This is a genomic window from Sphingomonas sp., from assembly GCF_029239295.1.
Lineage (GTDB): Bacteria > Pseudomonadota > Alphaproteobacteria > Sphingomonadales > Sphingomonadaceae > Sphingomonas.
This window is the reverse complement of record NZ_JAQZBC010000002.1, coordinates 117950-144184: the sequence shown is the minus strand read 5'-3', so window position 1 is coordinate 144184 and position 26235 is coordinate 117950. Positions and strand designations below refer to the sequence as shown.

Genomic DNA, 26235 nt, shown 5'->3' with positions numbered 1-26235 from the left:
TCCTTGCAGGGAGGGGAGGTAAAGCCGTAATGCGCGCGGCACCCATGGCCGACGATACACCCTCCGCACCGACTGCCGATCAGAAGGATTGGCGCGACACTGTCTTCCTGCCGAAGACTGCTTTCCCGATGAAGGCAGGTCTGCCGCAGAAGGAGCCCGCGATTCTGGAGCGGTGGCAGCGGCTGGGCCTGTACCAGCGGCTGCGCGAACAGCGCGCCGGGCGCGAGAAGTTCATCCTCCACGATGGTCCGCCGTACGCCAATGGCGACATGCACATCGGCCACGCGCTGAACCATATCCTGAAGGATATGGTGGTGCGCACCCAGACGCTGCTGGGCAAGAACGCGCCGTATGTGCCCGGCTGGGATTGCCATGGCCTTCCGATCGAATGGAAGGTTGAGGAAGAATATCGCAAGAAGAAGCTGAACAAGGACGAGGTGCCGCCGGCGGAATTTCGTGCCGAGTGCCGCGCCTATGCCCAAAAGTGGGTCGATACGCAGCGCGAGCAGCTGAAGCGGCTGGGCGTCAACGGTGACTGGGACAAGCCGTACCTGACGATGGACTTTGCCGCGGAAGCGACGATCGTTTCCGAGCTGATGAAGTTTGCCGAGACGGGCCAGCTGTATCGCGGCGCCAAGCCGGTGATGTGGAGCCCGGTCGAGAAGACCGCGCTGGCCGAAGCCGAGGTTGAATATGAGGACGTGGTGTCGACACAGATCGACGTTGCGTTCGAGATCACCGAGGCGCCGAACGCGCCGGAGTTGGTCGGCGCGCATGCGGTGATCTGGACCACGACGCCGTGGACGATCCCGGTCAACCAGGCGCTCGCCTACGGCCCGGAGGTCGAATACGTCCTCGCGCGCTTCGACGACATGGTGGAGGGGCCGCGCACGCTGCTGGTGGCGCGCGATCTGCTGGAGAGCTTCGGCGCGCGGATCGGGCATCCGGTGGTGGTGAAGATCGGCGATGCGGCGGGCACGGTGACGGTGCTGGCGGCGTTCACCGGCGAGAAGCTGGCGGGCGCGGTGGCGCGGCATCCGATGCATGAACTGGGCGGCTTCTTTGCCAAGCCACGTCCGTTCCTGCCGGGCGATTTCGTCACCACTGATGCGGGCACGGGCCTCGTCCACATGGCGCCCGACCATGGCGAGGACGATTTCGAGCTGTGCAAGGCTCATGGCATCGACCCGGTCTTCGCGGTGGATGCTGCTGGCATGTACCGGCCGGACTGGCTGTGGCTCGGCGGCCAGGGCAGCGTCATCAACAAGAAGTTCGTCGCCAGCGATGGCCCGATCTGCACCGACCTGCGCGAAGCGGGCGCGCTGGTCGCGGCGAGCGACGATTTCAAGCACAGCTACCCGCATTCCTGGCGCTCCAAGGCCAAGGTGATCTTCCGCTGCACGCCGCAGTGGTTCATTGCGGTCGACAAGCCGATCGAGGGTGGCGACACGCTGCGGCAGAAGGCCGTGGCGGCGATCGTTGCGACTCGCTTCGTGCCCGAAAAGGGGCGCAACCGCATCGGTGCGATGGTCGAGGGGCGGCCGGACTGGGTGATCAGCCGCCAGCGTGCCTGGGGCGTACCGATCGCGCTGTTCGTTCATCGTGCGACGGGCGAGTTGCTGGTCGATGCGGACGTGAATGCGCGCATCGTCGAGGCCTTCCGCGAGAAGGGCGTCGATGCCTGGACCGACGAGGCGATGGCTGGCTTCCTCGGCGAAGGTCGCGACTCCGCGGATTACGAGCGCGTCACCGACATTCTCGACGTGTGGTTCGATTCGGGCTGCACCCATGCCTTTGTGCTGGGAAGCGGGCGCTGGCCGGAATTGTCGTGGCCGGCGGACCTGTATCTCGAAGGATCGGATCAGCATCGCGGCTGGTTCCAATCTTCGCTGCTGGAAAGCTGCGGCACGCGCGGGCGGGCGCCCTATGATGCGGTGCTGACGCACGGCTTCACGATGGACGCCAAGGGCATGAAGATGTCCAAGAGCCTGGGCAACACGATCAACCCGCTCGATCTGATGCGCGATTATGGCGCTGACATCCTGCGGCTGTGGGCGCTGTCGGTGGATTTCACCGAGGATCACCGCATCGGCAAGGAGATCCTGGCTGGTGTCGCGGACCAGTATCGCAAGCTCAGGAACACCTTCCGCTATCTGCTGGGTGCGCTTGACGGGTTCGACGATCGCGAGAAGCTGCCGGTCAGCGAGTGGCCTGAGCTGGAGCGGTATATGCTCCATCTGGTCCATGCGCTCGACAAGCAGCTCAAGCGCGCGATCGCCGATTACGACTTCAACGGTTACGTCCGCTTGCTGAGCGATTTCGCGAACGAAGACCTGTCGGCCTTCTTCTTCGATATCCGCAAGGATTCGCTCTATTGCGACGCGCCGGACGACGTGAAGCGGCGTGCCTATCGCACGATGCTGGATGTGCTGTTCCACGCGATGGTGCGCTGGGCCGCGCCGGTGCTGGTCTTCACCGCCGAGGAAGTGTGGCAATCGCGCTTCCCGAGCGAGGATGGCTCGGTGCATTTCCTCGACTGGCCGGAACTGCCGGCGGAAGCGGGCGAGGACGTCAGCGTCCGCTGGCTAGAGGTACGCAGCCTTCGCGAGCGCGTGACCGAGGCGATCGAGCCGCTTCGCCGCGAGAAGATCGTGCGCTCCAGCCTGGAGGCGGATGTGACCGTCACCGATACGCCGCTGCCGGTCGACCAGCTGGCCGAGGCGTTCATCGTCGCGAAGGTATCGCCGGGCGATGAAGTGACGGTGAGCCGGACTGATTATCACAAGTGTGGGCGCTGCTGGCGCTTGCTGCCTGAGGTGGTCGAGGACAGCGCGTTGTGCGACCGCTGTGCCGACGTGGTGAGCGACGAGGTGGCGGCGTGAAGCGTGGCGTGCCTGCGGTTGGCCTGGCCGTCGCGGTAGCCGTGTTCCTGCTCGACCAGCTGACCAAGTGGCTGGTGACTGGGCCGCTGGGGATCAATTTCCTGGGTGCCTCGCGCGAGATCGTGTCCTTCTTCGATCTTCGCTTCGTGCAGAACATGGGTGTCAGCCTGGGGCTGCTGCGCGCGGAGAGTGAGCTCGCGCGCTGGGGGCTGGTGGTGATGACGGCGGCGATTGCCGGCGCGGTCACCTTCTGGATGTGGCGCGAGGAAAAAGCGGCGGACAAGCTGGCGCTCGGCCTCGTACTGGGCGGCGCGTTGGGGAATATCGTTGATCGGGTGCGGTTCGGCTATGTCGTGGACTTCGCCGATCTGCATTTCGGCGAATGGCGGCCGTTCCTGGTCTTCAACGTGGCGGATGCGGCGATCACCATCGGTGTGCTCATTCTGCTGGTGCGCGCGCTGCTGATTCGCGATAAGCCAGCGGCAAAGCCGGACAAGATGGCTTCGGAGAATGTGAATGCGTAAGTCGATCGTCATGGGTGCAGGCCTTGCGGTGCTGCTGGCCGGATGTGCGAGCAATGGCCTCAACCGCGATCGGCCGGACGAGTTCGCGGTGGCGCGCCAGCCTTCGCTGATCATCCCGCCTGACTTCGCGCTGGTGCCGCCGACGCCGGGTGCAGCACGTGTTCAGTCTGCGACTGCCGCTCAGGCCCAGACGCTCGACGCGCTGTTCGGCAGCGCGCCGCGTAGCGCCGGTGAGACCGCCGTGGTGCAGGCGGCCGGTGGCGATACGGCGGACGCGGGCATCCGCTCCTCCGCTGGCGATCCGCAGACCAACGTCGTCGACAAGGGTCAGACGACCCGCGACATCATCGCCGCGCCGGAAGGCGACGGTCAGGATGCGCGGGCCAACGCACCGCGCTGAGCGAGGGCCGCCAGCGGGGTCAGCCCCGCGCGGCGGCGAAACGCTCCAATCCCGCGGCCAGATCGGCGATCAGATCGTCGCTGTCCTCCAGCCCTATCTGCAAGCGGACGAGCGGCCCGGCAAAGTCGGGCCGTGTCGCCGTGCGATAGTTGGCCGGATCGACGGGAATCGCGAGGCTTTCAAACCCGCCCCACGAATAGCCGATGCCGAAATGCTGCAGGCCGTCGATGAGGGCAGCGCGTGCGGACTCGTCACCGCCGGCAAGCACGAACGAAAACAGCCCGCTCGATCCGCGGAAGTCGCGCGCAAACAGGGCGTAGCCCGGGCATGAAGGCAACGCAGGGTGAAGCACCCTGTCCACCTCTGGGCGGCTCTCCAGCCAATGCGCGATCTTTAGCGCGCTGGCCTGATGGTGGGCGAGGCGAACGGCCATGGTGCGAAGGCCGCGTGACCCCAACCACGCATCGTCGGGGCTGACGACCTGCCCCAGCTGGAAGCTGGTTTCCCGCAGCTTGCGCCAGTGCGTGGGGCTAGCCGTCACGCTGCCGAGCATGACGTCGGAATGACCAACCACATATTTGGTGCAGGCCAGAATCGAAAGGTCGACGCCATGTTCGAGTGCGCGGAAATGCAGCGGCGTTGCCCACGTGTTGTCTAGCAGCGTTGTCACCCCGCGGGCCTTTGCGGCCGCGACGATGGCGGGAACGTCCTGCACCTCAAACGTCAGGCTGCCGGGACTTTCCATGAAAATGGCGCGCGTCTTGTCACCGATGAGGTCAGCGATGCCGGCGCCGACGAGCGGATCGTAGAATCGCGTGCTGATGCCGAACCGCTTCAGCAAGCCGTTGGCCATCGAACGGGTGGGATCATAGGCCGAATCGGTTAGCAGCAGCTCGTCACCCGGCGACAGGACCGACATCAGCGCCGCAGCGATGGCGGCAACGCCCGATGGGTACAGGAACGTCGCTTCCGCGCCTGGCTCCAGTTCGGTCAGGGCCTCGGCCAGACTCCATTGGGTCGGCGCGCCTTTGCGGCCGTAGAACAGGCGGTGATGCGTGTCCCGGCCGCCTGCTGCGCGCAAGTCACCAACCGTGTCGTACAGGTGAGTCGATGCACGCCACACCGGCGTGTTGACCACGCCCTGCGTCCATTCGGGACGGCGGCCGGCGCCGACGACCCGCGTCGCGTCACCAACGGGCTTGTCGTCACTCATCGGCCGGTTTCCTTCGGCGTCGTCGGGTCAGCGCCCCACTCAGACCAGCTGCCGTCATAGATCGGGATCTCGCGTCCGAGCAGATGGCCCGCAAAGGCGATGACCGATGCCGTGACGCCCGAGCCGCAGGTGGCTACGATCGGCTGGTCCAGATCGATGCCCGTCTCGGCGAAGACCTGCGCCAGTTCGGCGCCCTGCTTCCACGTGCCGTCGTCGTGGAAGAAGCGCGGGTAGTGCAGGTTGGTCGACCCCGGGATGTGTCCCGGCTCCACGCCGGGGCGAGGCTCCGGCTCGGCGCCTGCGAAACGGCTGGGCGATCGCGCGTCGACGATCTGTTCGCTCCCCTCAGCGAGGATCTGCTTCATTTCCGCCAGGGTTCGGATCAACGCTCCCTGCGATGGCGGGGTGAGGTGGCGCGCCTTCGGCGGGGTGGCATCACCGACGAGCGGCTTTCCCTCTGCGCGCCACTTGGCCAGTCCGCCGTCCAGCAGCGCCACGTCGGTAATCCCGAAGCTGCGCAGCATCGCCCAGCCGCGCGCCGCCGTGTGATGCGGCGATTGATCGTACAGGATGATCCGCGTGCCATCGCCGAGACCCAGCCGCGACAGCCGGCTGACGAACTTCTCGCGTGGTGGCAGCATCATGGGGGCGTCGGCATCGGTGTCGACGATCTCTGCGAGGTCCATGAATATCGCGCCGGGGATGTGCCCGTGCGCATATTCCGCGGCGGCATCGCGGCCCTCGCCGGGGAGGAACCACGTGCAATCGGCGATCCTCAGGTCGGGATCCCCGATCGCGTCCGCGAGCCATTCGGTTGAAACTAATGCGTCCATGTCGTCTCTTTACCCTCCGCCTGCGTGAAGTCGAAGAAACAGGGGGCGCCGGTGTTTTCCTGCAACTGGCGCCGACGCGTCGGTGCGACTATCTCGCGCGGCATGACACTTCATCTCGGCAAGGCCACTCCGCTCCCGCAGTCCCCGGAAGAAGCGGTGCTCGACTATGTTCCCAATCCGCGCCCGGGTCGCAATTACCTGGTGCGGTTTGTTGCGCCGGAATTTACCTCGCTCTGCCCGGTCACTGCACAACCAGATTTCGCGCATCTGGTGATCGATTACGTGCCGGGTGAGACGATTGTCGAATCGAAGTCGCTGAAGCTGTTCCTGGGCAGCTTCCGCAACCATGCGGCGTTTCACGAGGATTGTACGGTCGGCATCGGGGCGCGTCTGGTGGCCGAGATGAGCCCGGTGTGGCTGCGTATCGGCGGCTATTGGTATCCGCGTGGTGGCATCCCGATCGACGTTTTCTGGCAGACTGGTGCGCCGCCGGCGGAGGTCTGGGTGCCGGAACAGGGGGTGCCGTCGTACCGCGGCCGCGGCTAATCTGAGGCACCCAACAACTCATCTTGCAATGCAACATAAAGCGCAACCAAGCGGCGGTTCGCCCGTTATCGCTGGTTGAACGCTTTGTGAACAGGGCGTCTTTTCACCAGCGAAGGCACACCAGGATGAATCAGGCGGTCGCACTGGACGGCATCAAGCGCATTGCCCTCATCGGTAACTTCCTGCCGCGCAAGTGCGGCTTGGCGACTTTCACCACTGATACGTACAACGCGATGGCCAGCCGGTTCCCGGACCTGGCCGTCGACGTTTATGCGATGGACGATCACGTCGGACGGTATGACTATCCGCCTGCCGTCACGAGCACGATCCCGCAGCAGGATCGGTCGGCCTATATGGATACGGCGCGCAAGATCGAGGAATCTGGCGCGCAGGCGATCTGGCTGCAGCACGAATACGGCATCTATGGCGGCGCGGCTGGCGAGCATATCCTGGCGCTGCTCGACCGTACCACGCTGCCGCTGATCGTGACTCTGCACACCGTGCTGGAAAAGCCGAGTGCGGACGAACGTTCGGTCATGGAAGGGCTGCTGCGCCGCGCCTCCAAGGTGATCGTCATGGCCGAGCGGGGGCAGGAAATCCTGACCCGTGTCTATGGCGCCAATCCGCGCGCGATCGTCACCATTCCGCACGGCGTGCCCGACCGCGAATTTGCCGACCCTGATGCCTTCAAGCCGCGGTTCGGCTGGGAAGGGCACAAGATCATCCTGACCTTCGGCTTGCTCGCGCCGGGCAAGGGCATCGAAACGGTGATCGAGGCGATGCCCGACGTCGTCGCGCAGCATCCCGATGCGATGTACGTGGTGCTGGGCGCGACGCACCCGAACCTCGTTGCGCATGAAGGCGAGAAGTATCGCGATTCGCTGCTCGATTTGGCAGCAGAGAAGGGTGTTCGCGACAATGTCGCCTTCATCGATGCTTTCGTCGAACATGACGAACTGATCGACTATCTCCAGGCGGCGGATCTGTATGTGACGCCCTATCTGAACCCGGCGCAGATCACGAGCGGGACGCTGTCCTACGCCGTGGGTGTGGGGAAGGCAGTGATCTCGACCCCTTACGTCCATGCGACGGAGATCCTGGCGGACGGCCATGGCGTGCTGGTCGATTTTCGCGACGTCGCTGCGTTCGCGCGCGAGATCAACAATCTGCTGGGTAGCGAGCGCAATCGTACGCGGCTGTCGCAGCGCGCCTATGATCGCGGCCGCACGATGACCTGGTCGCGTGTGGCCGAGCGGGCGATGAATGAGATCGCGGCCATCATCGAGGGGCGACCACAGCGGATCGGCGCGCCGTCGCCGATAAAGCCGCTGGCGCCCGATATCGCCGCGGTTGAGCGCATGAGTGATTCGACCGGCATGCTGCAGCATTCGATCTATTCGGTGCCCGATCGGCGCCACGGCTATTGCATCGATGACAATGCGCGCGCGCTGATCCTGATGAGCGCGATCGAGAAGCTCGACGACGTCACGCGCGACAAATGGATGACGGTCTATGCGTCGTTCGTCCAATATGCGTGGAACCCGCAGAAGCGCCGTTTCCGAAATTTCATGAACTTCGACCGGACATGGTGTGAGGATACCGGGTCGGAGGATTCGAACGGTCGCGCCCTCTGGGCGCTTGGCGTCACGGCGCGCGATGCCCGTACGCGGAAGCATCGCGACTGGGCGACGATGATGTTCGACATGACCGCCAGTCTGGCGTTCGAGCTGGGCAGCCCGCGTGCGCAGTCGTTTGCGATGCTAGGCGCGGCGGCGATGCTGGAGGCGTCGCCCGGGCATCAGCTTGCCCATGCGATCCTGTCGCGCTTTCCGGATGAGCATATGGCGCTCCTCGATACGGCTCGCCGTCCCGACTGGGTGTGGTTCGAGGTCGTGCTGGCTTATGACAACGCCCGTCTGCCGGAGGCGCTGATCCGCGCGGGTAAGGCGCTGGGGCGGCGCGATGTGGTCGAGACCGGGCTGGAGACGCTCGACTGGATCATTTCGCAGCAGAAGAATCCCGAGGGCCGGTTCCGCGCCGTGGGCTCGGAGAGCTTCGGCAGGCCGTACGCCCCGCCGTTGCCGTTCGATCAGCAGCCGCTTGAGGCGCAGGCCACCATCGAGGCTTGCTGTGCGGCGTATGGCGTAACTGGTGACGAGAAGTGGCGCGCAGAGGCTGAGCGCGCTTATGGCTGGTATCTCGGCCACAACGATCTCGATCTCCCGCTCGCCTCGGTTCACGACGGCGGGTGCTTCGACGGCCTGATGCCCACCGGGCTCAACCGCAACCAGGGCGCAGAGTCGATTTTGGCGCTGCAACTGTCGAGTTGTGCAATTTCGGGGCTTTCAAAGGTGACCCAAGGCGTGGCAGGGACAGGCCGCGCCGTCGCTTAAGTCACCGCTTCCACACGGCGCGTCGCCCACGGACCGCAACGCGAGGCCTTTTCCTTTGGACTTGTACAATCATCGGCTCCGGCTGCATGCCGATCCGTCGCGCGTCGTGGTACGCCCGTTCCATATCTCCAGCACCGCTTTGAACGGGCAGGGCCAAAGCCGCGCCCAGCGCATGATCGACGAAGTGCTGGCGATGACAGCGGTTCAGGCTGGTGAGCAGCTCAGCCTCGTCCTCAAGGATTTCGAGGCGCGGCACTGGCAGACGCGGCGGGTGTTCATGACCCGCTATCGCGAGATCGCAGAGATCCACGGGATCGATGACAGCGCGCTGGGAGACGAAAAGCGTCAGCTGATCGGCGCATATTTCTGTCACGAATACAGCTACGCCGCGGCGGCGCTGATGAACCCGAGCGCGGTACCTCATTACGATCAGTCCGGCATGCCGGAGGGATCGCAGCGCATCCTCATGAGCCTTCGTGCCGTCGGGGAAGGCCACATCTCTTCCGTCGCGTTTCGCGAAGGCATCATCACGGACGAGAATGAACTGATTCTCGCACCGGAGCCGCCCTTCGCCACGGCCGCCGACGGCTATGGAATTGATGGCCCCGAAATGCCGAGCGGCGTCGTGACCGTCCATCGCGATCGCGATTCGACGCTGTCCGGGACGGTCATCTTTCCGATCACCGAGGCGCAGTCGAAGGGCCTCGAGGACCTTCGCCTTGTGCATTTCACCCATGATGATGGTTCGGGTGAGTGGCTGGGCACCTACACCGCCTATAATGGCGCCCGAATCCAGTCCGAGCTGATGCGGACGCGGGATTTCCGCGCGTTCGACCTGGTGCCGATGACCGGCAGCGCCGCGCGCAACAAGGGGATCGCGCTTTTTCCGCGGACCGTGAACGGCGAATATTTGTCGATCGGACGGCAGGACGGCGAGAATCTGTACCTGCTGCGCTCGGACCGTCTGGATCACTGGGACGATGGCGAACTTATCCTGACGCCGGTTTTCCCGTGGGAGCTCGTGCAAATCGGCAATTGCGGTCCGCCGATCGAGGTGGATGAGGGATGGCTCCTGCTCACCCACGGGGTGGGCGCGATGCGCAAATACTCGATCGGCGCGGCATTGCTCGACAAGAACGATCCGTCGAAGGTGATCGGCCGGACGCGCGAGCCGATCCTTGCCGCGGCCGACCAGGACCGTGAGGGCTATGTACCCAACGTTGTCTATACCTGCGGCGCTATGCGGCACGGCGACAAGCTGTTTATCCCGTACGGGATCGCTGACAGCTCGGTGGGCTTCGCCTTTGTTGAGATCGAGAAGCTTCTCGAACTGATGTAGGCGTCATCGGAAAGCTGGGGCGCCAGTCATGAGTTGGCGCTCCACGCCATCTGTCAGCGCCAATTCCCATGTAAAAAGGCGGGCTGTTCAAAGCTCGTTGAGCCCAAGTCGCTGATATTCAGCCATAATCATAGTTGGCACGATGGCTGCAAAGCGCTCGGTCAATCAGGCCCCTAGCCTGCACATGTACCGGAGCAACCACGATGACCGACACCTCGCCGCGCGCCACTTCGAAGGACAATCTGCTCGGCATCTGCAATGCGCTGGGCGAAGACTTCGGCTTCAATCCCCTGTGGCTCCGTCTCGCGCTGGGGGCGGCCTTCGTGCTTCAACCGGTCGCCATCGTCACCTTGTATCTGGCGCTCGGCGCCGCTGTGTTGATCTCGCGTATCGTCATTCGCCCGCAGCGGGCCGCCGCACCGCAGGCGCTGGTCGACGTGAGTGAGCCCCAGCCGGAACGCCAAGCGGAACAGGTCTTCGCGAAGGCCGCCTGATCCGCCACGCCTGCGCACGAAAGCGTCCCGCTGACACCAAACCCCTGCCGACGGTCGACAGGGCCGCGTGGACCGCTTAGGCCCGGCGCCTTGTTGAAAGAGGTGGGTCATGACGACGGCGTTGCGGGTGGCTTTGGCAGGATTGGGTACCGTGGGGGGCGGGGTCATCCGGGTGCTGGAGACCAATCGCGAGTTGATCGCCCGTCGTGCCGGCCGCCCGATCGAGATCGTCGCCGTCTCCGCGCGCGATCGGACCAAGGATCGCGGCGTCGATGTCAGCGGCTATGAATGGGTCGACGACACGACCGCGCTCGCGCGGTGCGATGCCGATGTAGTGGTCGAGCTGGTCGGTGGCGCTGACGGCCCGGCGTTGGCGTTGGCGCGCGCTACCCTCGCCGGCGGCAAGGGTTTCGTGACTGCGAACAAGGCGATGCTGGCTCATCACGGTATCGAACTGGCCGAGATGGCGGAGGCCGCCCGCGTCCCCTTGAAGTTCGAGGCCGCGGTGGCCGGCGGCATTCCCGTTATCAAGGGACTGCGCGAAGGTGTCGCAGCCAATGCAGTCGCGCGGGTCTATGGCATTCTCAACGGCACCTGCAATTTCATCCTCACCAAGATGGAGCAGGAGGGCCGTGACTTCGCCGAGGTTCTGGCGGAGGCGCAAGCGCTGGGCTTTGCCGAGTCAGACCCGTCCTTCGACATTGATGGCGTTGATGCCGCGCACAAGCTGTCGATCCTGTCGTCGATTGCGTTCGGAACGCGTCCGGCCTTCGGCGACGTTGCGATTGGCGGCATCCGGAACGTGACCGCGGCCGACGTCGCCGAGGCGCAGGCGCTAGGCTATCGTGTGCGACTGGTTGGCATGGCACATGCCGATGCGAACGGTCTGTTCCAGCGCGTTCACGCGCATCTCGTCCCCCACGATCATCCACTGGCGCACGTTACGGGATCCACCAACGCAGTTGTGGCGGAAGGTAATTTCGTCGGCAGGCTGCTGTTCCAGGGCGCGGGCGCGGGCGATGGTCCGACGGCCAGCGCCGTGGTTGCCGATCTGATCGACATCGCGCGCGGCGAATTTGGACCACCTTACGCCATGCCAGTGGCGTCGCTGGCCGAAATTGCCCCGGCAGCGGCCGGTGCGCAGCGCGGCCGGGCCTATCTGCGTTTCGCCGTGGCCGACCGGATCGGCGTGCTCGCCGAAATCGCGGCGGCGATGCGCGACGCCGGCGTTTCGATCGAGAGCCTGATTCAACGTGCCGTGCCGGTAGAGGGCACAGCGTTAGTCGTGATCGTCACTCATGAAGCGCCGGGGTCCCATATCGAGGCCGCGCTGGAGCGACTGCGTGGATCGCAAAGCCTCGCTGGCGAGCCTTTGTGGATGCACATTCTCGACTGAGTCCGGCCTGTGCGGAAGCGGCGAGGCGGTGTGGAAGCGGCCCCGCCGGGATCATGTCCGATAAGGCTCGATCTTCCAGCTCTTTTGCTGTATTAAGGCAGCATGACAGCGCTGAGTAACGAAGACAGCCCGGTCTATATTCGGCTCCGTGGCACGATCGCCGCCGGAATCCTTCGCGGCGACTATCGGGCGGGGGATCAGCTGCCCTCGGTTCGCGCGCTTGCGGCGGAACATGGCGCCAATCCGCTGACGGTCGCGAAGGCCTATCAGTCGTTTCAGGACGCCGGCTATGTCGAGGTGCGGCGCGGGGTGGGAATGTTTGTTCTGCCGGGCGCTGCGGAGCGGCTTCGCATCGCAGAGCGCGACATGTTCGTGACGCAGCAATGGCCCCGAATCCGCGCCTATATCGAGTTGCTGGATCTGGATACGGCAGCCTTGCTTGCCGGCGAGGAAGTCTGACCAGGTAAAGTCGGACTCCTCTCGCAGGCAAGCGGTTGGACGATGATCAGCGCCTACCTCTCACGCCCTATTCTGCATGGCGTCGAGGAGCGACTTGACCTCCTGGCTGCGGCCCCGAGGCAGGATCAATATGTCATTGCCTGACGCAACTACGATCAGGTCCTTCACCCCCACCATCGCGATCCGCGCGCCATCGCTACGCACCAGACAATTGGTCGAGTCGAGCGCGATCACTTCGCCGCGAATGGCGTTCTCCGAATCGTCGCGCGCGCTGATGGAGTGCAAAGCATCCCAGCTGCCGACATCGTTCCAGCCCATGGTGACGGGAACGACTGCGACCTGATCCGACTTCTCCATGACGGCATAATCGATCGACTGATTGGGTGCTTCGGAGAAGGCGAGGGCGGCCGGGCGGGTGTATGAACCGGAACGCTCCCCGTCCGCGACAGAGCGCCGTACCGCGTCCAGCATTGCCGGTTCGAACCGGGCGAGGGCATCGAGATAGGCGTCGGCCCTAAAGAGGAAGATGCCCCCGTTCCAGACATGGTCGCCCGACTCGAGCATTGCTTCGGCTGCATCGCGCGGCGGCTTCTCCACAAACCGATCGACGCGATGGACGCGATCGGCGACCATTTCCCCGACCTTGATGTAGCCATAGCCGGTCTCAGGTGAGTCTGGCGTGATGCCGAACGTCACCAGCCAGCCTTCTTCGACCAGTGGTCGTGCCGCTTCGATCGCGGCGTGAAAGGCATCAACGTCGTGAATCACATGATCTGACGGCATTACCAGCAGCGGGGCTGCGGCATCGCTGGCGCAAAGCGCGGCCAGCGCGATCGCCGGCGCCGTATTGCGGCCCAGTGGCTCTAGGATCACTGCCTGCGGGCGGCAGCCAACCGCTGCCAATTGAGCATCGATCATCTCTACGTGCCGGGCATTGGCAACGACGATCGGCGCTTCGAACCGGTCGCCCACGGCGCGCATCGCAGTCAGCTGGAGCATCGTCTGGTCAGCGGTCAGCGGTAGCATCTGCTTGGGCCGTTCCGATGTGGACATCGGCCATAAGCGCGTGCCCGACCCGCCCGACAGGATAACGGGAACGATTGGCGACATGCGCGCTGGCTCCTTTGCAGATGGTGAAAGTCGGCCGACAGGGGGCATCGCCGACGCACGGTAAGTTGAAGTTCCCCCAGGCGTTTCAATGCGCATAGCGCAAAAACGATCCACGCTTTCGCATTCAGCCTTTCTTTGTCATTTGCTGCGACACGAGCCTGTCGGATTTCCTTACACCGACCAGGCAGGCGCAGGCGATGATCAGGATTTTCAAACACTATGTGCCGAATGCGGTGGCGCTGGTCGGGCTGATCGATTTCATCATCCTGCTGTGCGCGGCGGAGCTTGGCTGGCTGGTACGTGCCGCGCAGCTGGAGATGGTGCCAGAACCGATTTACACGCGGGTACCGGAGCTGTTTGCGTTCGCCGTGCCGCTTTCAGTCGCGATGCTGGCGGTTGGCGCTTATCACGCCGATGTCCTGGTTTCCGTCCGCCAGGCGGTGATGCGGTTGATCGTCGCGGTTTGCGTCGGGGTGATTTTCCTCAGCCTGCTCTATTTCTTCATGCCGTCGGTCACGTTCTGGCGGTCCAGCCTCTTCTACGCGATGCTGTTTGCGATTGCCGGGCTGATCATCGCCCGCCTGCTTTTTGGACGACTGCTGGGCGGCGAGCGCTTTCGCCGCCGGGTGGTGGTGCTTGGTGCCGGCACGCGGGCGGCGCGTCTGCAGCGGTTGGCGCAGGCTAATGGCGCCAGCTTCGTCATTGGCGGAGTGGTCGCGATGAGTGAGGCCGCCCCGGAAGTCGAAGGAGCCGTGTCGCGCAGCGACATCGCGAACCTCGCCGGCTTTGTCGTGGAGCGGCGCGCGACGGAGGTGGTGCTTGCGATCGAGGAACGGCGCAACGCCCTTCCGCTCAAGGATTTGCTGCGCGTGAAAACGACGGGTGTCCACGTGAGCGATTATTCGACCTTTCTGGAGCGGGAGACGGGGCGGATCGATCTGGCGAGCCTTAACCCGTCTTGGCTGATCTTTTCGGACGGCTTCGCTTCGGGGCGGATGCTCTCCGGGGTCGCCAAGCGGGCGTTCGATATCGTGGTCAGCTCCTTGTTGCTGCTCGTCGCTGGGCCGTTGATCCTCATCACCGCCATCGCGATCCGGTTGGAGAGCCGTGGCCCTGCCTTTTATCGTCAGCGCAGGGTCGGCCTCTATAATGAGCCGTTCGACATTCCGAAGCTGCGTTCGATGCGGCAGGACGCGGAGGTCGCGGGCCAGCCGGTCTGGGCGCAGGAGCGTGATCCGCGCGTCACCCGCATCGGGCGGTTCATCCGCAAGGTCCGGATCGACGAACTGCCGCAATGCTGGAGCGTGTTGAAGGGCGAGATGAGCTTCGTCGGGCCGCGCCCCGAACGCCCGCAGTTCGTCGAAGAGCTGGAACAGCAGCTTCCCTATTATGCCGAACGTCACATGGTGAAGCCCGGCATTACCGGCTGGGCGCAGATCAACTATCCCTACGGCGCATCGATCGAGGATGCGCGTCACAAGCTCGAATACGATCTGTACTACGCCAAGAACTATTCGCCGTTCCTCGACATGCTCATCCTGCTTCAGACGCTCCGCGTGGTGCTCTGGCCGTCAGGTGCTCGGTGACCCGCGCTTATGCGGAGGCCGCGGAAACCGCGTTGGCGGTTCCGGCTCATCACGACGATCAGCCCGTCCTTCTGCTCGCCAGCAGTAATCGGGCACTGCTCGACGAGGCTGGCGTTGCCTTCGCCCGCTGGCCGATCCAAATCGCTGCGGACAGCGAACGCCTGATCGAACTGGCAGGCTCAACGAACGCCGGGGTCGTGATCATCGACAGCGGGTTCCTTGTGGCGGCGACTGACGGGGGAGCAGGGCCGGGGATCATTGCGGCACTGCTGCGACCTCACCCGGCGCTCAAGATCATCCTTCTATGCCCGCCCGACGCTCGCGGCGTGGCACGCGACGCGATCGCGGCGGGCGCATGGGATGTCTATCATCCGCCAATCGACGCCGCCGCGCTCGGCCTGATCGTCGCGCGCGCCTTTCGTGTCCACGAACTGGAGGTCGAAGCCAGCAGATCTGTGGACAGCGACGCCCCGGTATCCGTCGGCGGGCTGATCACTGCTGCACCGGAAATGACGCAGGTTCTTCGCACGGTCGGCCGTGTCGCGCGGGCCGACGTGTCGGTCCTGCTCTCGGGGGCAAGTGGCACGGGCAAGGAGTTGCTCGCACTCCACCTGCACGCCGCCTCACCGCGCGCGCGCGGTGCCTTTGTCGCGATCAATTGCGCCGCGATCCCGGATACTTTGCTGGAAAGTGAGCTGTTCGGGCACGAGAAGGGCGCGTTTACCGGCGCGATCAGGACGACGCCGGGCAAGATCGAACAGGCGGCGGGCGGGACCTTGTTCCTGGACGAGATAGGCGACGTGCCGCTCGCGCTTCAGGTGAAGCTGCTTCGCTTCCTGCAGGAACATGCCATCGAGCGGATCGGCGGACGCCGCCAGATCGTGGTCGATACACGGATCGTCTGCGCCACGCATCGCGATATCGATCAGATGGTCGCCCATGGCCAGTTCCGCGAAGACCTCTATTACCGACTGGCGCAGGTCGTCGTGCCAATCCCGCCGCTGAGCCAGCGACCCGGTGACGCGGTGCTGCTCGCACGGCATTTCGTTGCCCAGTTCGCGCCCTCGATGAACCCTGTGGTGCGCGGTTTGGCGGCGGATGCGATCGCAGCGATCGATGCCCATACGTGGCCAGGCAACGTGCGCGAGCTGGAGAACCGGGTGAAGCGCGCCGTCATCATGGCGGATGCCCGCCTGATTATCGCAACCGATCTGGATTTGACGAACGGCGATGATCGCCCGGTCAGCCTGCGCGCGGCGCGCGAGGCGGCCGATCGCCGCGCCATTCACCGTGCGCTTGCCCGCACCGACGGAAACATCTCGCAGACCGCACGGCTGCTGGGCGTCAGTCGCCCAACGCTCTACGATCTGCTCAAGAGTTACGATCTGCATGCATGATCTGAGCGCCCGCTATCCCCTGCTGCGCCGCCGTCGTCGGCGATCGACCCAGCGCGGCCCGGATCACGCCCGTCGGATGCCGCTCCGGTTGCTGGCGGTGTTGGTACTTGCTGCGTTGGTGCTGGGGGGAATCGTGATCCTTGCCCGGCGCGCCAGCGCGCCTGATCCTGCCCGCGCGTATGAGGAGGGCGTGGCGGCACTCGCGCGAGGCAATTACAGTGCGGCACGAAACCACGCGCTGATTGCCGCTGTCGGCACCGATGATCCCGCGCGCGCAAATGTCCTCCTTGGGCGCGTGAACCTGCTGATGGAGGATGGCTCTGCTGCGGAGGCGGCGCTCAATCGCGCTGTCGCTGCCGGTCTGCCTGCGGCACGGATCAACCCCCTGCTGGCCGAAGCCTTTCTGCTCCAAGGTGACCCCGACCGCGCGCTCGCCACCGCCAGCCGCGCCGCTGGACCGATGGCCGCCGAAGCACGGCGGGTGCGTGCCCTTGCGCTAGCGGCCAAGGGCGATCTTGCCGGCGCAACGGCGCAACTGACCGGCCTCGTCAACGCTGATCCGCGCAACAGCCGGGCCAATGGCGATTTGGCACGGCTTCGCATGGAGGCGGGCGACGTGCTGGGCGCCGAAGTTGCCGCACGCTCCGCGCTCGCCGTCGACCCGACAAATCTCGGCGCCGTCGTCGTCGCGGGGCAGGTGATCCGAAGCCGATATGGGCTGGTCGCCGCCTTGCCGTGGTTCGCACGCGCGCTGGAGAGCGACGCATATTACTATCCCGCGCTGATTGAATATGCGGCGACGGCCGGGGACGCGGGTCAATATGGCATCATGCTGGACGCGAGCAGAAAGGCGCTGGCGACCCGGCCCGGCAGCGTTCCGGCGCTGTATCTTCAGGCGGTGCTTGCCGCTCGGGCGGGCAAGCGTGACCTCGCGAGGGCGATGCTTGCAAAGACGGGTGACGACGGGATCGACATTCCGGGCGTCGTGCTGCTCGCAGGGCTGCTGGCCTATGCAGATGGCGCGTATGAGCAGGCGGTGGTCAGCTTCCGTGAGATCGTTGGCCGTCAGCCGATGAACCTTGTCGCCCGCCGACTGCTCGGCGCATCGTTGTTGCGCACCGGCGATGTGCGGGGCGCGCTCGATACGCTGCGACCGATGGCGCTCCGCTCCGACGCGGACAGTTATACGCTGATGCTGGTCGCTCGCGCCTTCGAGGCCAATGGAGAACGGGATTGGGCCGCTCGCTTCCTTGATCGCGCCAACCGGCCTGCGATCGGCGATCCATCGCCGTTCGCCAGCGACCTCGGCGCGGCAGCCGCCGCCGCCGCGGTGGCGCGCGCGCCTGACGATCCGGCGCTGGCGGTAGCCAATGTTCGCAGCCTGCTGGAAGCTGGTGAACCGGGGGCGGCGCAGCGGGCGGCGGACGTGGTTGCCAACGCGTCACGCGGCGCGTCTGACGCGCAATTGCTCGCAGGCGATGTGCATGCGGCAACCGGGCAGTGGTCCGCGGCGCTGGAACGCTATCGTCTTGCGGCGGACCTGCGGTTCGACGGGCCCTCGTTGCTTCGCTTGTCAGAGGCGGCTGTCCGCGCCGCCCGTCCGCGCGACGGGGCGGGGGCACTGACATTGTACCTGTCACAGAACCCCCACGCGCTTCTTGGTTATCGCTTGCTCGGCAATCTGCAGCTTGCAAGCGGCGACTGGGACGCTGCCGTGACGACGCTGGAAGAATTGCGGAGCGGGGGTGCTCAGCGTGATGCGTTCGTCCTGGCACAACTCGCCCAAGCCTACACCGAGGCAGGCGATCCGCAGAGCGGATTGGCATATGCCCGGCGAGCCTATGGCATGCTGCCGATGAACCCTGGTGTCGCAGACGCCTATGGCTGGGCATTGTACGAGACCGGGAATATCGAAGGCGCGCTTCAACTGCTGGCGAAGGCGGTAGCGCTGGCGCCGGGCGACCCCGCGATCCGCTGGCATGAAGCGCAGGCATTGGCGGAGGCAGGGCGGACTGCGGCGGCGCAGCGCGCGATCCGCTCGCTTCTTGGTGACTCGCGTTTCCAGCCGCGTGCGCCGGCCGAGGCGCTGCTGCGAGCGATTGGCGGCTGAGGCTGTGACGGCGTTGCGCGAGCGCTTGGCCGGTCGTAGCAGCAGGGCAATGGACGACATCGCCCGTATCGCTGCCGCGCTTGAGCGCATCGCTCCGGCTCCGGAGCCGGCGGCGGACGCGCTGGCGCATCCGGCCTATGTCTGGCGTGATGGCGGGCTGGTGGCGGCGCGTGCGTTCGCGCCGTTGCCGCTGGAGTTGATCCTGGGCGTCGATGCGCAGCGCGCCGCCTTGTTGGCCAATATGGAGCGTCTCGCCGCCGGCCATGCCGCACAGGACACCCTGTTATGGGGCGCCCGCGGCACCGGCAAATCGGCACTGGTCAAAGCGTCTGTGGGGCAGGTTCAGGCCCAAGGCGGGGCGCTCGCGCTGGTCGAGGTCGCACCCGATCAACTTGGCCGCCTTCCGGCCTTGTTCGATTCCATAGCCGGGGTGCCGCGCGCCTTCGTCTTGTTTGTCGACGATCTGGGATTTGACGCAGCCTCGGACGCCCGAGCGTTACGATCGCTGCTGGAAGGGGGGGCAGAGGCTCGGCCCGGCAACTCGCGCCTCGTCGTCACCTCGAACCGCCGCCATCTGATCCCGCGCGACGTGCACGAGCAGGAAAACGCGATCAATCCGCGCGATTCGATCGACGATCATCTCGCGCTCGCCGACCGGTTTGGCCTGAGCCTCGGCTTTCACGTCGTCGACCAGCCACTCTATCTCGAGATCGTGCGGTCCTATGCCGCGGCGAATGACCTGCCTTTCGATCCGTCCGACGCGCTGCTCTGGGCGGCCCGGCGCGGCAGCCGCTCGGGCCGTGTCGCGTGGCAATATGTGGTCGATCTGGCTGGACGCGCGGGCAAGGCGGTCTAGGTAACCGACCAGGTTCGCCGCGGCATCAGGCGAGCGCTTCGGCCATCTCCGCGAGTTCCAACCACCTCAGCTCGGCAGCGTCCTTTTCGTCGCGCGCTGCCGCGATCGCCTTCATGAGCCTGTCGAACGCGGCGGGATCGCGCGCGTAGAGGGTCGGATCGGCCAACAATGCCTCATCGCGCGCAATCGCTGCGTCCAAGGCCTCGATCCGCTTGGGCAGCTGATCGTAGTCGCGCTGGTCCTTGTAGCTCAGCTTGGTCTTGGCCTGCGCGGGAGTGGAAGGCGAACTGGCGCCCTTCGCAGCGGCCTTTTTCGCCTCCGCGCGGGGCGCCCGCTGGCGTTCCCAATCCTCATAGCCGCCGGCGACAATGTCGACCTTGCCCGACCCGTCGAGACCGAGCGTGACGGTGACCGTACGATCGAGGAAGTCACGATCGTGGCTGACGATCAGCACCGTGCCGTCGTAATCGCCGATCACTTCCTGCAGCAGATCGAGCGTTTCGAGATCGAGATCGTTGGTGGGCTCGTCCAGCACCAGAAGATTGGAATGGCGGGCGAATTCGCGCGCGAGCAACAGGCGCGAGCGCTCACCGCCGGAGAGCGAGGCGATCTTCGCCTCGGTCAGGCTGGGATCAAACAGGAATTCCTTGAGATAGCCGTGAATGTGCTTCTTGGTACCGAGCACATCGATCCAGTCGCCGCCGTCCGCCAGCACCTCGCGCACCGTTTTCTCGGGCGACATCAGCTTGCGCTGCTGATCGATGATGATGCCGTCCAGCGTCTTGGCGAGCTTCACCGTGCCGGTGTCCGGTGCGAGTTCGCCGGTCAGCAGGCGAAGCAGCGTGGTCTTGCCTGCGCCATTGCGTCCGACGATGCCGATCCGGTCGCCGCGCGTTACCCGGAAAGTGAAATCGCGGATGATTGTGCGGCCGCCATATTCTTTGGTGACGTGCTCCGCGTCGATCACGACCTTCGTCTTGTTGTCGTCATGGCCCATGGCGAGCGCGGCAGCGCCCTGCGGGCCGATCATCGCAGCGCGTGCGGCGCGCATTTCCTTGAGCTTGGTCAAGCGTCCCTGGTTGCGGCGGCGGCGCCCGGTGACACCGCGCAGCAGCCAATGTTCCTCGAGCTTGAGCCTGGCGTCGAGCTTCTCGGCGGCGCGCTGTTCCTCGGCATAGACCTGCTCGGTCCAGGCGTCGAAACCGCCGAAGCCTACCTCGGCCCGCCGAAGGTTGCCGCGGTCGAGCCACAGTGTCTGCTTCGTCAGCCGTGTCAGGAACGTACGGTCGTGGCTGATCACGACGAATGCCCCGCGATAGCGGTTCAGCCACTCCTCCAGCCATTCGATCGCGCCGATGTCGAGATGGTTGGTCGGCTCGTCGAGCAGCAGCACGTCCGGGTCCTGCGCCAGCGCCCTGACGATGGCGGCGCGGCGGCGCTCGCCGCCCGAGGCGGTGGCGGCTTCGCGCGACAGATCGATGCCCAGCTGGTCGGCGATGGCATCGGCCTCGAAATGCTGGGGCGCGTCGCTGCCGGCCAGGACATAGTCCGCGAGCGTGGCGAAGCCGCTGAGATCCGGATCCTGCTCCAGCAGGACCACCCGTGTGCCCGGGACGATCATGCGGCTGCCCTCGTCGCTGTCGACGGTTCCCGCGATCAGCTTCAGCAATGTCGTCTTGCCGGCGCCGTTACGGCCGATCAGCGCCAGCCGGTCCCGCGGACCGACGTGGATGTCGAGGTGGCGGAACAGCCAGCCGGCCCCCTGAACGAGGCCGAGGTTTTCATATGCAAGGATCGGGGCTGCCATGAGGCGCCAGATAGGCGGGCTGGGCCGATGCGCCAAGCGCCGTGACGCGCCGCGCATGGATTATCGGGCAATGTCCGGCTGGATCATCGCGCCCAGCGACGCAGGAACTGGCGCGGCCCCGGCGGCTCTGCCACGGAGATGCCCATGAAGCTTCGCGATTTCCTGCTGCTGGTCCTGATCTGTCTCGTCTGGGGCTACAGCAATGTGCTCAGCAAGATCGTCGTCGGTAACTGGGCGATCCCGCCGCTGTTCTTCGCCGCAATCCGCTTTGCCGTGGTGATCGCGGTGACGCTGCCGTGGTTGCTGCCGATGCCCCGACCGCGCTGGCGGATCGTGGCAATCGGTATCCTGATGGGGGCGGGCAATTTCGCGCTTCTTTTCATCGGCTTGCAGACAGCTTCCCCCTCAGCGGCCGCGGTGGTGATCCAGATCGGCGTGCCGTTCACCACGCTGCTGTCGATTGTGATGCTGGGCGAACGGATCCATTGGCGGCGCGGGCTGGGCATTTCGCTGACGCTGGCCGGCGTGCTGCTGGTGGTGTGGAATCCCAACGGCATCGCGCTGTCGACCGGGCTGTGGTTCGTCGTGGGGGCGGCGTTTACCGGCTCGCTGGGGGCGGTGTTGATGAAGCAGGTGGAGAATGTCGCGCCGCTGCGCTTCCAGGCGTGGGTGGGCCTGGTATCGTTCCTGCCGCTGGCGCTCGCGTCAGCGCTCTTCGAAACAGGGCAGTGGAGCAGCGCGGCGGCGGTCGGGTGGCCGTTCGTCGGCGCGGTGCTGTTCGCGGCGCTTGTCGTCTCCGTACTGGGGCACACCAGTTATTACGGGCTGATCCGGCGGTATGAGGCCAATATGCTGGCGCCGCTGACGCTGATGACGCCGATTTTCACCATCGCCTTCGGGGTGATGCTGACCGGGGACAAATTGGATGGCCGGATGATCGCCGGAGCGATGCTGGCGCTGGCCGGGGTGCTGGTGGTGGCGTTGCGGCAGAAGGCGGCGAGCCCACTGCTGGCGGAGCGGGAGCAAGCCTGAATGCCGGCCTGCTAGCGGAGAAGATCGGCCGCGGCCGGCATGCAGGCGGCCTGCCGTCGGCCTGCCATCGGCCTCGTTTCACACGGGCGTGGCCACCACTGACGATCCATCTGGCGCGCGCAACGAAAGGGGCCGGACGCATGGTGCGTCCGGCCCCTTTCTTTTTGCGAATGGCGCAGCGGCTGGGCCACTGCGGATCCGATATCGTGTCCGGGGCAGCGTTCGCTGCCCCGGTCCGAAATCAGAAGTCCATGCCGCCCATGCCGCCGCCCGGCATTGCCGGCATCGAGGGCTTGTCTTCCGGCAGCTCGGAAACGGTCGCCTCGGTGGTGATGAGGAGACCCGCCACCGATGCGGCGTTCTGGAGCGCGGTACGAACGACCTTGGTCGGATCGATCACGCCGGCCTGCACCAGGTTCTCATAGGTGTCGGTTGCGGCGTTGAAGCCGAACGACGTGTCATTCTGGTCAAGCAGCTTGCCCGAAACGACCGCGCCGTCCTGGCCAGCGTTCTGAGCGATCTGGCGAACCAGCGCCGTCAGCGACTTGCGAACGATGTCGATGCCGCGGGTCTGGTCCTCGTTGGCACCCTTCAGGCCCTCGAGAGCCTTGGTCGCGTACAGCAGCGCCGTGCCGCCACCCGGGACGATGCCCTCTTCAACCGCAGCGCGGGTCGCGTGCAGCGCGTCGTCGACGCGATCCTTGCGCTCCTTGACCTCAACCTCGGTCGCACCGCCGACCTTGATCACGGCGACGCCGCCAGCAAGCTTGGCGAGACGCTCCTGCAGCTTCTCACGGTCATAGTCCGAGGTCGTGACCTCGATCTGCTGACGGATCGCCTCGGTGCGGCCCTTGATCGCTTCGGCATCACCAGCGCCATCGACGATGGTGGTGTTGTCCTTGTCGATCGTGACGCGCTTGGCGGTGCCGAGCATGCCAAGCGTGACGGTCTCGAGCTTGATGCCGAGATCCTCGCTGATGACTTCGCCCTTGGTCAGGATCGCGATGTCTTCCAGCATCGCCTTGCGACGATCGCCGAAGCCCGGTGCCTTGACCGCTGCGACCTTCAGGCCACCGCGCAGCTTGTTCACGACGAGCGTGGCCAAAGCCTCACCCTCGATGTCCTCGGCGATGATCAGCAGCGGACGACCCGACTGAACGACTGCTTCCAGGATCGGGAGCATCGCCTGCAGGTTCGACAGCTTCTTCTCATGGATCAGGATGTACGGATCGGTGAGTTCGACCGACATCTTTTCCGGGTTGGTGATGAAGTACGGCGACAGGTAGCCGCGGTCGAACTGCATGCCCTCGACGACGTCGAGCTCGAATTCGAGACCCTTCGCCTCTTCGACGGTGATCACGCCTTCCTTGCCGACCTTTTCCATGGCCTCGGCGATCTTCTCGCCGACTTCACGGTCGCCGTTCGCGGAGATGATGCCGACCTGGGCAACTTCCTGCGAACCCGAAACCGGCTTCGAGCGTGCCTTCACGTCCTCGACCACCTTGGTCACGGCGATGTCGATGCCGCGCTTCAGATCCATCGGGTTCATGCCGGCGGCCACCGACTTCATGCCCTCGCGAACGATCGCCTGGGCGAGGACGGTCGCGGTGGTGGTGCCGTCACCGGCGATGTCGTTGGTCTTCGAGGCCACTTCGCGCACCATCTGGGCGCCCATGTTCTCGAACTTGTCCTTGAGCTCGATCTCCTTGGCGACGGTGACGCCGTCCTTGGTGATGCGCGGTGCGCCGAAGCTCTTGTCGATGACGACGTTACGGCCCTTCGGACCAAGCGTCACCTTCACTGCATCGGCGAGAATGTCGACGCCGCGCAGAATGCGCTCGCGTGCGTCACGGCCGAATTTCACGTCCTTGGCTGCCATGTGGCTACCCTTTCAAATGAACGAATGTTGTAAAATATGAAGAGGTTGCGGATCGCTCAGGCGAGAATGCCGAGGATGTCCGATTCCTTCATGATCAGCAGGTCTTCACCGTTGACCTTAACCTCGGTGCCCGACCACTTGCCGAACAGGATGCGATCACCGGCCTTGACGTCCAGCGGGGTAACCTTGCCATCCTCAGCCTTGGAGCCAGCACCGGCGGCGACGACTTCGCCTTCCTGCGGCTTTTCCTTGGCGGTGTCCGGAATGATGATGCCGCCTGCGGTCTTTTCCTCGGCCTCGACGCGGCGCACAAGCACGCGGTCGTGCAGCGGACGGAAGTTCATGCGGATTCCCTCTCTTTGAGCGGAGTATAACAGTTCGTTGGCACTCCCCTGATGCGAGTGCCAGCGACAGCGATATGTGATTGAGGGTGAGCAGCGTCAACGGGGACGCGCACAAAATTCTGGAACAATTCGTCAGGAGGTGCGTGGCAGCAGACCAAGCCGTTCACGGGCGCGCCAACGCCACAGCAACAGGATCGAGACGGCGAGGAGGCCAACGGCCAGCCCAAGCCAGATGCCGACGCCGTCCAGCCCGAAATAGAAGCCGAGCAGGCCCGAGGTGCCGAAGCCGATCACCCAATAGCCGAAAAGCGCGATGATCATCGGTACGCGCGTATCCTGCAGGCCGCGCAGCACGCCGGCGGCCACCGCCTGCGCCCCGTCGACCAGCTGGAACATCGCGGCCACCGCGAGGAACTTCACGGCCAGGCCGACAACCACCGCGTTCTGCGGCGCATCGACATCGACATAGGCGCTGACGAACAGGCGAGGCGCCAGCCAGATCGCGAGCGCCGTCACGCCCATGAAGCCGATGCCGAGCACGAGCGCGACGCGCCCCGCCCGGGCGATCCATGCCGCATCGGCCGCGCCATAGGCCATGCCGACGCGGATGGTTGCCGCCTGGGCAATGCCGAACGGCACCTGGAAGGCAATGGCGGCGATGTTCAGCGCGACGGCATGCGCCGCCACCTCGTTCACGCCGATCAACCCCATCAGGATCGCGGCGCCACCGAACAGCGCGCCTTCGAACACCCAGGTCAGCATGATCGGCACGCCCAGCCGCACGATCTCCCGAAAGCGCGACCATTCGGTGACCCACCAGCGGCCGAACAGCCGGTAACGGCGAAGGCGCGGATCGAGGAGCAGGATCGCCACATAGGCAAGCGCCATGGCAGTCAGGCTGATGACGCTGGCCCAGGCGGACCCCTCCAGCCCGAGCGCGGGGGCGCCGAGATTGCCGAACACCAGCATCCAATTGGCCAGGATGCTGACGCCGAGCGACAGCCCCGTCACCACGAAGGCCCAGCCGGGCCGGCCCAGCGCGGCGGCGGCGGTGCGCATCACCCCGGCGGCGACGCCCATCGGAATGGCCAGCAGGATGATGTCGAGAAAACTGCCCGCGCGGCGCGAAACCTCCGGATCCTGACCGAACAGCAGCAGCACCGTTTCGCCATTGGCGAGGAGGAGGACCACCGGGACGCAGCCGGCCGCACCGACCCAGAAGGCCATGCGCACACTGCGGCGAACCTCGCGCACGGCGTGGCGGCGGCGGCCAAGCTCGGCCGCGATCAGCGGGGCCGCTGCGCTGGTCAGCCCGATCAGCGCATACATGCACAGGTTGAAGAGGAAGACGCCGAGCGTGGCGGCGGCGAGCTCAACGGTGCCCAGCCGCGCGACGAAGATCACGTCCACCGCGCTGACCGCCATCTGGAGCAGATTCGCCCCGACCAGCGGCCCCGCCAGCCGGACCAGTGCCGACAGTTCGGCCCGGTCGGTCACCGGACGCGTATCGGTCAGCGGAGGATTGGCGGCGATCTCCATGATGACCGCGCGTTAGGCGGGTTTGTGGTGAAGCGAAAGGCGTGCCGGCAAGTCAAAGCCGGCCAGAGATCCGGCATAGACCCGGCAGAACGGCAA

The 26235-nt window shown here is 65.3% G+C and carries 21 protein-coding genes; 14 read left to right on the top strand and 7 right to left on the bottom strand.

Translation table 11 applies throughout. From position 1 onward, the window contains the following. Positions 1-29: 29 nt before the first annotated feature. From ileS to K0S66_RS02270, 3 genes are read left to right on the top strand one after another with little or no spacing between them, the layout of a single operon-like run. The gene (ileS, locus tag K0S66_RS02280; RefSeq protein WP_301073479.1) at positions 30-2882 is read left to right on the top strand and encodes an isoleucine--tRNA ligase; all 2853 of its coding nucleotides are present in this window, start codon (positions 30-32) and stop codon (positions 2880-2882) included. Beyond that, entirely contained in the window at positions 2879-3406 is a 528-nt protein-coding gene (gene lspA / locus K0S66_RS02275) for a signal peptidase II (protein WP_301073478.1), read from the top strand. The genes ileS and lspA overlap by 4 nt, the downstream gene beginning before the upstream one ends. Then, positions 3399-3806 carry a DUF3035 domain-containing protein gene (locus tag K0S66_RS02270; RefSeq protein WP_301073477.1) on the top strand — a complete coding sequence of 136 codons (408 nt, stop codon included), beginning with the start codon at positions 3399-3401 and terminating at the stop codon, positions 3804-3806. The genes lspA and K0S66_RS02270 overlap by 8 nt, the downstream gene beginning before the upstream one ends. Positions 3807-3825: 19 nt before the next feature. Here the strand turns inward: K0S66_RS02270 and metC are convergent, their stop codons facing one another. Next, entirely contained in the window at positions 3826-5019 is a 1194-nt protein-coding gene (metC, locus tag K0S66_RS02265) for a cystathionine beta-lyase (RefSeq protein ID WP_301073475.1), read from the bottom strand. Then, the gene (locus K0S66_RS02260) at positions 5016-5852 is read right to left on the bottom strand and encodes a sulfurtransferase (RefSeq protein WP_301073474.1); all 837 of its coding nucleotides are present in this window, start codon (positions 5850-5852) and stop codon (positions 5016-5018) included. Before K0S66_RS02260 ends, metC begins: the two co-directional genes overlap by 4 nt. A 102-nt stretch (positions 5853-5954) precedes the next feature. On the opposite strand from K0S66_RS02260, the gene queF reads away from it, so the two are divergent. The 6 genes from queF (at position 5955) to K0S66_RS02230 (ending at position 12479) form a co-directional block, all read left to right on the top strand. Then, positions 5955-6398: a preQ(1) synthase gene (queF, locus tag K0S66_RS02255; RefSeq protein WP_301073473.1), complete on the top strand. Its 444-nt coding sequence runs from the start codon at positions 5955-5957 to the stop codon at positions 6396-6398. Positions 6399-6523: 125 nt separating this feature from the next. Beyond that, positions 6524-8791, top strand: coding sequence for a glycosyltransferase family 4 protein (locus tag K0S66_RS02250; RefSeq protein ID WP_301073472.1), 2268 nt, complete (start codon positions 6524-6526; stop codon positions 8789-8791). A gap of 55 nt (positions 8792-8846) precedes the next feature. Next, complete coding sequence (locus K0S66_RS02245) at positions 8847-10130, top strand: glycoside hydrolase family 130 protein (RefSeq protein WP_301073471.1); 1284 nt, start codon at positions 8847-8849, stop codon at positions 10128-10130. A 203-nt stretch (positions 10131-10333) separates the two neighbouring features. Then, positions 10334-10624, top strand: coding sequence for a PspC domain-containing protein (locus K0S66_RS02240; RefSeq protein ID WP_301073470.1), 291 nt, complete (start codon positions 10334-10336; stop codon positions 10622-10624). 109 nt (positions 10625-10733) lie between these two features. Beyond that, positions 10734-12020, top strand: coding sequence for a homoserine dehydrogenase (locus tag K0S66_RS02235; protein WP_301073469.1), 1287 nt, complete (start codon positions 10734-10736; stop codon positions 12018-12020). A 102-nt stretch (positions 12021-12122) separates the two neighbouring features. Then, positions 12123-12479 (top strand): GntR family transcriptional regulator, encoded by a 357-nt coding sequence (locus K0S66_RS02230; protein ID WP_301073468.1) that lies wholly within the window; start codon positions 12123-12125, stop codon positions 12477-12479. A gap of 60 nt (positions 12480-12539) precedes the next feature. On the opposite strand, the gene K0S66_RS02225 is transcribed toward K0S66_RS02230, so the two are convergent. Further along, the gene (locus K0S66_RS02225; protein WP_301073467.1) at positions 12540-13589 is read right to left on the bottom strand and encodes a mannose-1-phosphate guanylyltransferase/mannose-6-phosphate isomerase; all 1050 of its coding nucleotides are present in this window, start codon (positions 13587-13589) and stop codon (positions 12540-12542) included. Between the two features lie 197 nt (positions 13590-13786). On the opposite strand from K0S66_RS02225, the gene K0S66_RS02220 reads away from it, so the two are divergent. From K0S66_RS02220 to K0S66_RS02205, 4 genes are read left to right on the top strand one after another with little or no spacing between them, the layout of a single operon-like run. Continuing rightward, complete coding sequence (locus K0S66_RS02220) at positions 13787-15175, top strand: TIGR03013 family XrtA/PEP-CTERM system glycosyltransferase (RefSeq protein ID WP_301073465.1); 1389 nt, start codon at positions 13787-13789, stop codon at positions 15173-15175. Beyond that, complete coding sequence (gene prsR / locus K0S66_RS02215) at positions 15172-16572, top strand: PEP-CTERM-box response regulator transcription factor (RefSeq protein WP_301073464.1); 1401 nt, start codon at positions 15172-15174, stop codon at positions 16570-16572. Before K0S66_RS02220 ends, prsR begins: the two co-directional genes overlap by 4 nt. Next, the gene (locus tag K0S66_RS02210) at positions 16565-18682 is read left to right on the top strand and encodes a tetratricopeptide repeat protein (RefSeq protein WP_301073463.1); all 2118 of its coding nucleotides are present in this window, start codon (positions 16565-16567) and stop codon (positions 18680-18682) included. The genes prsR and K0S66_RS02210 overlap by 8 nt, the downstream gene beginning before the upstream one ends. A 49-nt stretch (positions 18683-18731) precedes the next feature. Beyond that, positions 18732-19538, top strand: a complete 807-nt coding sequence (locus tag K0S66_RS02205; RefSeq protein ID WP_301073462.1) for an ATP-binding protein — start codon at positions 18732-18734, stop codon at positions 19536-19538. A 25-nt stretch (positions 19539-19563) separates the two neighbouring features. Here the strand turns inward: K0S66_RS02205 and K0S66_RS02200 are convergent, their stop codons facing one another. Further along, positions 19564-21345, bottom strand: a complete 1782-nt coding sequence (locus tag K0S66_RS02200; protein WP_301073461.1) for an ATP-binding cassette domain-containing protein — start codon at positions 21343-21345, stop codon at positions 19564-19566. A 144-nt stretch (positions 21346-21489) separates the two neighbouring features. Here K0S66_RS02200 and K0S66_RS02195 point away from each other — a divergent pair, with 144 nt between their 5' ends. Beyond that, on the top strand, positions 21490-22377 hold the full coding sequence (locus K0S66_RS02195; RefSeq protein WP_301073460.1) for an EamA family transporter: 888 nt from the start codon (positions 21490-21492) through the stop codon (positions 22375-22377). A gap of 241 nt (positions 22378-22618) precedes the next feature. On the opposite strand, the gene groL is transcribed toward K0S66_RS02195, so the two are convergent. From groL to K0S66_RS02180, 3 genes are all read right to left on the bottom strand, one after another. After that, a complete protein-coding gene (groL, locus tag K0S66_RS02190) occupies positions 22619-24256 on the bottom strand; it encodes a chaperonin GroEL (RefSeq protein WP_301073459.1) in 1638 nt (545 codons plus the stop codon). Between the two features lie 56 nt (positions 24257-24312). Then, the gene (gene groES / locus K0S66_RS02185) at positions 24313-24600 is read right to left on the bottom strand and encodes a co-chaperone GroES (RefSeq protein WP_301073458.1); all 288 of its coding nucleotides are present in this window, start codon (positions 24598-24600) and stop codon (positions 24313-24315) included. A 132-nt stretch (positions 24601-24732) separates the two neighbouring features. Beyond that, entirely contained in the window at positions 24733-26139 is a 1407-nt protein-coding gene (locus K0S66_RS02180) for an MATE family efflux transporter (RefSeq protein ID WP_301073457.1), read from the bottom strand. Positions 26140-26235 lie beyond the last annotated feature (96 nt).

Coding starts and splice junctions, on each gene's coding strand:
- ileS (WP_301073479.1), top strand. CDS start 30: ATGCGCGCGGCACCCATGGCCGACGATACACCCTCCGCACCGACTGCC.
- K0S66_RS02270 (WP_301073477.1), top strand. CDS start 3,399: ATGCGTAAGTCGATCGTCATGGGTGCAGGCCTTGCGGTGCTGCTGGCC.
- metC (WP_301073475.1), bottom strand. CDS start 5,019: ATGAGTGACGACAAGCCCGTTGGTGACGCGACGCGGGTCGTCGGCGCC.
- K0S66_RS02260 (WP_301073474.1), bottom strand. CDS start 5,852: ATGGACGCATTAGTTTCAACCGAATGGCTCGCGGACGCGATCGGGGAT.
- queF (WP_301073473.1), top strand. CDS start 5,955: ATGACACTTCATCTCGGCAAGGCCACTCCGCTCCCGCAGTCCCCGGAA.
- K0S66_RS02250 (WP_301073472.1), top strand. CDS start 6,524: ATGAATCAGGCGGTCGCACTGGACGGCATCAAGCGCATTGCCCTCATC.
- K0S66_RS02240 (WP_301073470.1), top strand. CDS start 10,334: ATGACCGACACCTCGCCGCGCGCCACTTCGAAGGACAATCTGCTCGGC.
- K0S66_RS02235 (WP_301073469.1), top strand. CDS start 10,734: ATGACGACGGCGTTGCGGGTGGCTTTGGCAGGATTGGGTACCGTGGGG.
- K0S66_RS02230 (WP_301073468.1), top strand. CDS start 12,123: ATGACAGCGCTGAGTAACGAAGACAGCCCGGTCTATATTCGGCTCCGT.
- K0S66_RS02225 (WP_301073467.1), bottom strand. CDS start 13,589: ATGTCGCCAATCGTTCCCGTTATCCTGTCGGGCGGGTCGGGCACGCGC.
- K0S66_RS02220 (WP_301073465.1), top strand. CDS start 13,787: ATGATCAGGATTTTCAAACACTATGTGCCGAATGCGGTGGCGCTGGTC.
- K0S66_RS02210 (WP_301073463.1), top strand. CDS start 16,565: ATGCATGATCTGAGCGCCCGCTATCCCCTGCTGCGCCGCCGTCGTCGG.
- K0S66_RS02205 (WP_301073462.1), top strand. CDS start 18,732: ATGGACGACATCGCCCGTATCGCTGCCGCGCTTGAGCGCATCGCTCCG.
- K0S66_RS02200 (WP_301073461.1), bottom strand. CDS start 21,345: ATGGCAGCCCCGATCCTTGCATATGAAAACCTCGGCCTCGTTCAGGGG.
- K0S66_RS02195 (WP_301073460.1), top strand. CDS start 21,490: ATGAAGCTTCGCGATTTCCTGCTGCTGGTCCTGATCTGTCTCGTCTGG.
- groL (WP_301073459.1), bottom strand. CDS start 24,256: ATGGCAGCCAAGGACGTGAAATTCGGCCGTGACGCACGCGAGCGCATT.
- groES (WP_301073458.1), bottom strand. CDS start 24,600: ATGAACTTCCGTCCGCTGCACGACCGCGTGCTTGTGCGCCGCGTCGAG.
- K0S66_RS02180 (WP_301073457.1), bottom strand. CDS start 26,139: ATGGAGATCGCCGCCAATCCTCCGCTGACCGATACGCGTCCGGTGACC.